This window comes from Pseudomonas sp. NPDC088885 (genome assembly GCF_044750025.1).
Classification (GTDB): Bacteria; Pseudomonadota; Gammaproteobacteria; order Pseudomonadales; family Pseudomonadaceae; genus Aquipseudomonas; species Aquipseudomonas rustica.
On the sequence record NZ_JBIVJB010000136.1, the window covers coordinates 1 to 7,008 of the forward strand.

Consider the following 7,008-nt stretch of genomic DNA (forward strand, 5'->3'; position numbering starts at 1 on the left):
AACTGCTGGCCAGCGGTAAGTCGGTACGTTTCCTGGTGCCCGACGCGGTCCTGGCCTACATCGATGCGCACGGTCTATACCGTGCGTCGAACTGAACAAGGCGTGCTTCACTGATACGAATCACCGTGTCCCCAAGCCGCCGAATACACGAGCAAAACGAGTTTTATATGACTGACAAAGACGTAAGCAAAGTTAAGCGCAAAGGCACGTTCAAGAGCGCACCGCTGCCGGTCGAAGTAAAAACCGGCCCAGAGCTGGCTGGCGAAGAGCTGGTCAAAGTCGCTGTCGCTGCCCTTGAAGACGTCAAGGCGCAAGACATCCAGATCCTGGATGTTCGCGACAAGCAAAGCATCACCGACTTCATGATCATCGCCACCGGTACCTCCAACCGCCAGATCGGCGCGATGCTGGACAAGGTTCGCGAAGCGGTCAAAGCCCAGGGCGTCAAGCCATTGGGTGAAGAAGGCAAGGGCGACAGCGACTGGGTTCTGCTGGATATGGACGACGTGATCGTGCACATGATGACCGCCTCGGCGCGTCAGTTCTACGACCTGGAGCGTCTGTGGGCCGGTGCCGAACAAAGCCGTGCGGCAGATGCCAAGCATCACAGCCCGGAAAACACCCACGAGCATTTCACCAAGCTCAACAAAGACCAGCTGTAAGGGATTGCTGTGCGACTGCGCCTGATCGCCGTCGGTTCACGCATGCCCAAATGGGTGGAAGAAGGCTGGCATGAATATGCCAAGCGTCTTCCTTCCGAGCTGGCGCTGGAACTGGTGGAAATTCCGCTCAACACCCGCGGCAAGAATGCCGATGTGGCCCGCTTCATCCGTCAGGAAGGCGAAGCCATGCTGGCCAAGGTCGGGCCGAATGAGCGAATTGTGACCCTCGAAGTCCATGGCAAGCCCTGGAGCACCGAGCAGTTGGCGGTCGAACTCGATCGTTGGCGGCTGGATTCGCGCACGGTCAATTTCATGGTCGGTGGCCCGGAAGGGCTGGCGCCGGAAGTCTGTGCCCGCGCTGATCAACGCTGGTCGTTGTCGCCGCTGACGTTGCCGCACCCGCTGGTGCGGATTCTGATCGGCGAACAGTTGTACCGTGCCTGGACCGTGCTGTCCGGTCACCCTTACCACAAGTAATCCTGCCCTCATGTCTCAGCCGATCCGCATCAAGGACCACGAAAAGGACGCACGCCTGGTGCGTAGCCGCGTCGTGTTCGGGGCCGTGGCGATTGTGCTGTTGATTGGCGTGTTGATCGCGCGGCTGTATTACTTGCAGGTGATCCAGTACGACTATCACTCGACGCTCTCGGAAAACAATCGCGTCCATGTGCAGCCGATTCCGCCTACACGCGGGCTGATTTTCGACCGCAATGGCGTGGTGGTGGCGGACAACCGTCCGAGCTTCAGCCTGAGCATGACGCGCGAGCGTTCCGGCGACTGGCAGCAGGTGCTCGACGTCATCGTCGAAGTGCTTGAGCTGACGCCGGAAGACCGGGTGATTTTCGAGAAGCGCATGCGTCAGGGGCGCCGGCCGTTCGAGCCAGTGCCGATTCTGTTCGAGCTGAGCGAAGAACAGATCGCCCGCATCGCGGTGAATCAGTTCCGTCTGCCGGGCGTCGAAGTGGTGGCGCAATTGGTTCGTCACTACCCGCAGGGCGCGCATTTTGCGCACTCGGTGGGTTACATGGGGCGGATCAACGAGAAAGAGCTGAAGAGCCTCGATCCGGTCAACTACAGCGGCACCCACCACATCGGCAAGACCGGCATCGAGCGTTTCTACGAGCCGGAATTGCACGGTCAGGTCGGTTACGAAGAAGTGGAAACCAACGCCCGTGGCCGCGTGTTGCGCGTGCTCAAGCGTACCGATCCGATTCCCGGCAAAGACATCGTTCTGAGCCTGGACATCAAATTGCAGGAAGCCGCCGAAGCTGCACTGGGCGGTCGTCGTGGCGCGGTGGTGGCGCTCGATCCGAAGACCGGCGAAGTGCTGGCGATGGTCAGTCAGCCGAGCTTCGACCCGAACCTGTTCGTCACCGGCATCAGCTTCAAGGCTTACGCCGAGTTGCGCGATTCCATCGACCGGCCGCTGTTCAACCGTGTACTGCGTGGTCTGTACCCGCCGGGCTCGACGATCAAGCCAGCGGTGGCGATTGCCGGCCTCGATTCCGGTGTGATTACGGCGTCGAGCCGAGTGTTCGATCCGGGCTACTACATGCTGCCCAACTACGATCACAAATACCGTAACTGGAACCGCACCGGTGACGGCTTCGTAGACCTCGACACGGCGATCATGCGTTCCAACGACACCTACTTCTATGACCTGGCACACAAGCTCGGCATCGATCGGTTGTCGGCTTACATGAACAAGTTCGGCATTGGCCAGAAGGTCTCGCTGGACATGTTCGAAGAATCCCCCGGCCTGATGCCATCGCGCGAATGGAAGCGAGCGACGCGCAAGCAGGCCTGGTTCCCGGGCGAAACCCTGATTCTCGGGATCGGCCAGGGCTACATGCAATCGACCCCGCTGCAACTGGCGCAAGCCACCGCGCTGGTCGCCAACAAAGGCATCTGGAACCGTCCGCACCTGGCCAAATCCCTCGAAGGGCAGAAACCGGTGGACGAAAACCCGATGCCGGACATTGTTCTGCGCGATCCGTCGGACTGGAACAAGGTCAACCACGGCATGCAGCAAGTGATGCATGGCGCGCGGGGGACTGCGCGTAAAGCCGCGATCGGCGCGCAATACCGTATTGCCGGCAAGTCCGGTACCGCGCAGGTTGTCGCGATCAAGCAGGGTGAGAAGTACGACCGCTCCAAGGTTCAGGAGCGCCACCGTGACCACGCCTTGTTCGTCGGTTTTGCCCCGGCTGACGATCCGCGAATCGTTGTTTCGGTGATGGTCGAGAACGGTGAGTCCGGTTCCGGCGTTGCCGCGCCCGTGGTGCGTCAGGTCATGGACGCCTGGCTGCTCGATCCCGAAGGTCGATTGAAGGCCGAATACGCCAGCCCAATCAGTGCGGAGGCTACGGCCCGTGATGAATAATTTTGATCGCATGCTCTCCAGCGAGGATGTGATGCGTCGTCGTGCGACGTTGCTGCAACGTCTACACATCGATGGCCCGTTGTTGATTCTGTTGCTGATCCTCGCCGCCGGCAGCCTGTTCGTGCTGTATTCGGCGAGTGGCAAGAGCTGGGATCTGCTGGCCAAACAAGCCACCTCGTTTGGCATCGGCCTGGTGTCGATGATCGTCATCGCCCAGCTCGAACCGAGGTTCATGGCGCGTTGGGTGCCGCTCGGTTATGTGGTCGGGGTGGTGCTGCTGATGGTCGTGGACATCATGGGCCACAACGCCATGGGTGCAACGCGCTGGATCAACATCCCCGGGGTGATCCGCTTCCAGCCCTCGGAATTCATGAAGATCCTGATGCCGGCGACCATTGCCTGGTACCTGTCCAAACGCACGTTGCCGCCGCAACTCAAGCACGTCGGTATCAGCCTGATGCTGATCGGTGTGCCGTTTGTGCTGATCGTCCGTCAGCCTGACCTCGGCACATCGCTGCTGATTCTTGCTGGCGGCGCTTTCGTATTGTTCATGGGTGGCTTGCGCTGGCGCTGGATTCTCAGCGTGCTGGCGGCGGCGATTCCGGTGTCGGTGGCGATGTGGTTTTTCATCATGCACGACTACCAGAAGCAACGGATCCTGACGTTCCTCGATCCGGAAAGCGATCCGTTGGGCACCGGCTGGAACATCATTCAGTCGAAAGCGGCGATCGGTTCCGGCGGCGTGTTCGGCAAAGGCTGGCTGCTCGGTACTCAGTCTCACTTGGATTTTCTGCCGGAAAGCCACACCGACTTCATCATTGCCGTACTGGGCGAAGAGTTCGGCCTGGTGGGCATCTGCGCGTTGTTGCTGATCTATTTATTGCTGATTGGCCGGGGGCTGGTGATCACCGCTCAGGCGCAAACGCTGTTCGGTAAATTGCTTGCCGGTTCGTTGACCATGACGTTTTTTGTTTACGTTTTCGTCAACATCGGTATGGTCAGTGGCCTGTTGCCGGTTGTAGGGGTGCCGTTGCCGTTCATTAGCTACGGAGGAACTTCGCTGGTGACGCTGCTGTCAGCGTTTGGGGTTTTGATGTCGATCCATACCCATCGCAAGTGGATCGCACAGGTTTGAATAAGGTGAAGAGTTCAATGCAAGTAATGCGTGGCTGGGCGACTCGATGCGCGCCGTGGGTTGGCCTGGTTGGCCTCCTTGGGAGCGTGCAGGAAGCGCTGGCCGGCGAATACGAAGGCTCACCTCAGGTGGCCGAGTTCGTCGGTGAAATGACCCGCGATTATGGTTTCGCCGGTGAACAACTGATGGGTGTGTTCCGCGAGGCGCAGCGCAAACAGTCGATTCTCGACGCCATCTCCCGACCTGCCGAGCGGGTCAAACAGTGGAAAGAATATCGCCCGATGTTCATCACCGACGCGCGCATCGCCCGTGGTGTGGACTTCTGGCGTCAGCACGAGGCTACGCTGGCCCGTGCCGAGCAGGAATACGGCGTGCCGGCACAAGTCATCGTGTCGATCATCGGCGTCGAGACCTTTTTCGGACGTAATACCGGTAATTTCCGGGTGATCGATGCCTTGTCGACGCTCGGTTTCGACTATCCTCCCCGTGCCGAATTTTTCCGTAAGGAACTGCGTGAATTCCTGCTGCTGGCGCGTGAGGAACAGGTCGATCCATTGACCCTCAAAGGCTCGTACGCCGGGGCGATGGGCCTGCCGCAGTTCATGCCGAGCAGCTTCCGCGCCTACGCGGTGGATTTTGACGGTGACGGCCACATCAATATCTGGAACAACCCGGATGATGCGATCGGCAGCGTTGCCAGCTATTTCAAGCGTCACGGCTGGGTTGCGGGTGAGCCTGTGGTCAGCCGCGCCGATGTGCGGGGCGAGCAGGTCGATGAAGGCCTGACCACCGGCATCGAGCCGACAAAAACGGTCGGAGAGTTGCGGGCGCTGGGCTGGTCAAGTCATGATGCGCTGCGCGATGATATGCCGGTTACTGCATTTCGCCTCGAAGGCGAGAACGGCCCTGAATACTGGATGGGCCTGAAGAATTTCTACGCGATTACGCGTTATAACCGCAGCGTGATGTACGCCATGGCCGTACATCAACTGTCTGAACAGCTGGTACAAGCACGGGGCGTCAAGTAATGCAGGCATTGCCTAACAATAAACCCCTGAAGCTGGTGGCCTTCGCTGCGTTGGCAGTACTGGTCGCCAGTTGCACGACCAGCCGTTCGCCGACGCCGAAAACAACCTCATCCACTGCTGTGCGTGCGCAGCCGGGTCTGGACATCAACCGTGCGCACAAAGACGGCGCACCGTGGTGGGACGTCGATGTCTCGCGTATTCCCGATGCCACGCCGACCCTGCACACCGGCCCGTACAAGGCCAACCCGTACACCGTACTGGGCAAAACCTACTTCCCGTTGCAGGAATCCAAGACCTATGTCGCTTCCGGCACGGCGTCCTGGTACGGCACCAAGTTTCACGGTCAGAACACCGCCAACGGCGAGGTCTACGACCTGTATGGCATGAGTGCCGCCCACAAGACATTGCCACTGCCAAGTTACGTTCGGGTGACCAACCTGGACAATAACCGCACGGTGATTCTGCGGGTCAATGACCGTGGGCCGTTCTATTCCGATCGCATCATCGACTTGTCCTACGCCGCCGCGAAAAAACTCGGTTACGCCGAAACCGGCACTGCGCGCGTCAAGGTCGAAGGCATCGATCCGCAGCAATACTGGGCCGCCAAGGGCCGTCCGGCACCGCTGATGCTCAACGAGCCGCAGGTCGCGCAGAACAGCGCGCCGGTGATCACGGCTTCGGCCGGCACCGTCGAGCAATGGACGCCGCCACCGCAGCAACATGCCTCCGACACCGTCCCCGTGCCGATGAGTGCAAAAAAAAACGCTTCTGCAACAGCAACTGGCCAGTATCTGCAGGTGGGCGCGTTCGCCAACCCGGACGCTGCAGAACTCCTGAGGTCGAAGCTCAGCGGGATGGTGAGCGCTCCGGTGTTTATCAGCTCGATCGTGCGCAATCAGCAGACCCTGCATCGGGTTCGCCTGGGGCCGATCGGCTCGCCGGGTGAAATTGCCCAGGTGCAGAACAGCGTGCGCCTGGCCAACCTTGGTTCGCCAAGTGTGGTCACTGAATAAGTAGCAACGTAGAACTTGATTGACGGTTCACCAGCGATTGGGGGGTGAACCAGGTTGTTGGCTCGTCGAAGAACAAAAGCCCGGCAAGGGTGACTGGAGTGAGCAACTGAACCCGCGATGGCCCGTTAGAAAGCCATCTGATTAAATTTTGTCCGCAAGGGCAGTTTCCATTAGCGATTTCGAGAGACGGATGAACATCACCACCTTTGCCAAACGCCTGTGTCTGCTAGTCCCGCTGCTCCTCTCGCCAGCCGCCTTCGCGGCCGAGATGATGCCGTCGCCACCACAACTGGCCGCCAAAGCCTACGTTCTGATGGACGCCAGCAGCGGCAACGTGCTGGTAGAGAACAATGGTGACCAGCGTCTGCCACCGGCCAGCCTGACCAAACTGATGACCGCGTACATCGCGACCCTGGAAATCCGTCGTGGCCAGATCGGTGAAAACGATCCGGTGACCGTCAGCGAAAACGCCTGGCGCACCGGCGGTTCGCGGATGTTCATCAAGGTTGGTTCGCAGGTGACTGTCAGCGACCTGCTGCACGGCATCATCATCCAGTCCGGCAACGACGCCAGCGTCGCGTTGTCCGAGCACATCGCCGGCAGCGAAGATGCATTCGCTGACCTGATGAACAAGACGGTCACCGATCTGGGAATGACCAATACCCACTTCATGAACCCGACCGGTCTGCCAAACCCTGAGCACTATTCGTCGGCTCACGACATGGCGATTCTGGCCCGCGCGATCATCCACGAAGACCCGGCTCACTATGCGATCTACTCGCAGAAA

General features: G+C 59.7%; 7 protein-coding genes and 1 pseudogene. All 8 read left to right on the top strand.

The features are described 5' to 3' along the window. A pseudogene (locus tag ACIP1X_RS26565) lies at nucleotides 1-95 on the top strand (nicotinic acid mononucleotide adenylyltransferase); the annotation flags it as partial. A 72-nt stretch (nucleotides 96-167) separates the two neighbouring features. Continuing rightward, the gene (gene rsfS / locus ACIP1X_RS26570; RefSeq protein ID WP_053124176.1) at nucleotides 168-662 is read left to right on the top strand and encodes a ribosome silencing factor; all 495 of its coding nucleotides are present in this window, start codon (nucleotides 168-170) and stop codon (nucleotides 660-662) included. A 9-nt stretch (nucleotides 663-671) separates the two neighbouring features. Then, nucleotides 672-1,139 carry a 23S rRNA (pseudouridine(1915)-N(3))-methyltransferase RlmH gene (gene rlmH / locus ACIP1X_RS26575; RefSeq protein WP_003185785.1) on the top strand — a complete coding sequence of 156 codons (468 nt, stop codon included), beginning with the start codon at nucleotides 672-674 and terminating at the stop codon, nucleotides 1,137-1,139. Between the two features lie 10 nt (nucleotides 1,140-1,149). Continuing rightward, entirely contained in the window at nucleotides 1,150-3,045 is a 1,896-nt protein-coding gene (gene mrdA / locus ACIP1X_RS26580) for a penicillin-binding protein 2 (protein ID WP_053124174.1), read from the top strand. A 31-nt stretch (nucleotides 3,046-3,076) separates the two neighbouring features. Continuing rightward, the gene (gene rodA / locus ACIP1X_RS26585) at nucleotides 3,077-4,180 is read left to right on the top strand and encodes a rod shape-determining protein RodA (RefSeq protein ID WP_053124173.1); all 1,104 of its coding nucleotides are present in this window, start codon (nucleotides 3,077-3,079) and stop codon (nucleotides 4,178-4,180) included. A gap of 17 nt (nucleotides 4,181-4,197) precedes the next feature. Further along, nucleotides 4,198-5,208 (top strand): lytic murein transglycosylase B, encoded by a 1,011-nt coding sequence (gene mltB, locus ACIP1X_RS26590; RefSeq protein WP_053124170.1) that lies wholly within the window; start codon nucleotides 4,198-4,200, stop codon nucleotides 5,206-5,208. After that, entirely contained in the window at nucleotides 5,208-6,221 is a 1,014-nt protein-coding gene (locus tag ACIP1X_RS26595; protein WP_159814959.1) for a septal ring lytic transglycosylase RlpA family protein, read from the top strand. Before mltB ends, ACIP1X_RS26595 begins: the two co-directional genes overlap by 1 nt. A 190-nt stretch (nucleotides 6,222-6,411) precedes the next feature. Further along, on the top strand, nucleotides 6,412-7,008 hold a 597-nt coding region (locus ACIP1X_RS26600; protein WP_400755762.1), incomplete at its 3' end, for a D-alanyl-D-alanine carboxypeptidase family protein.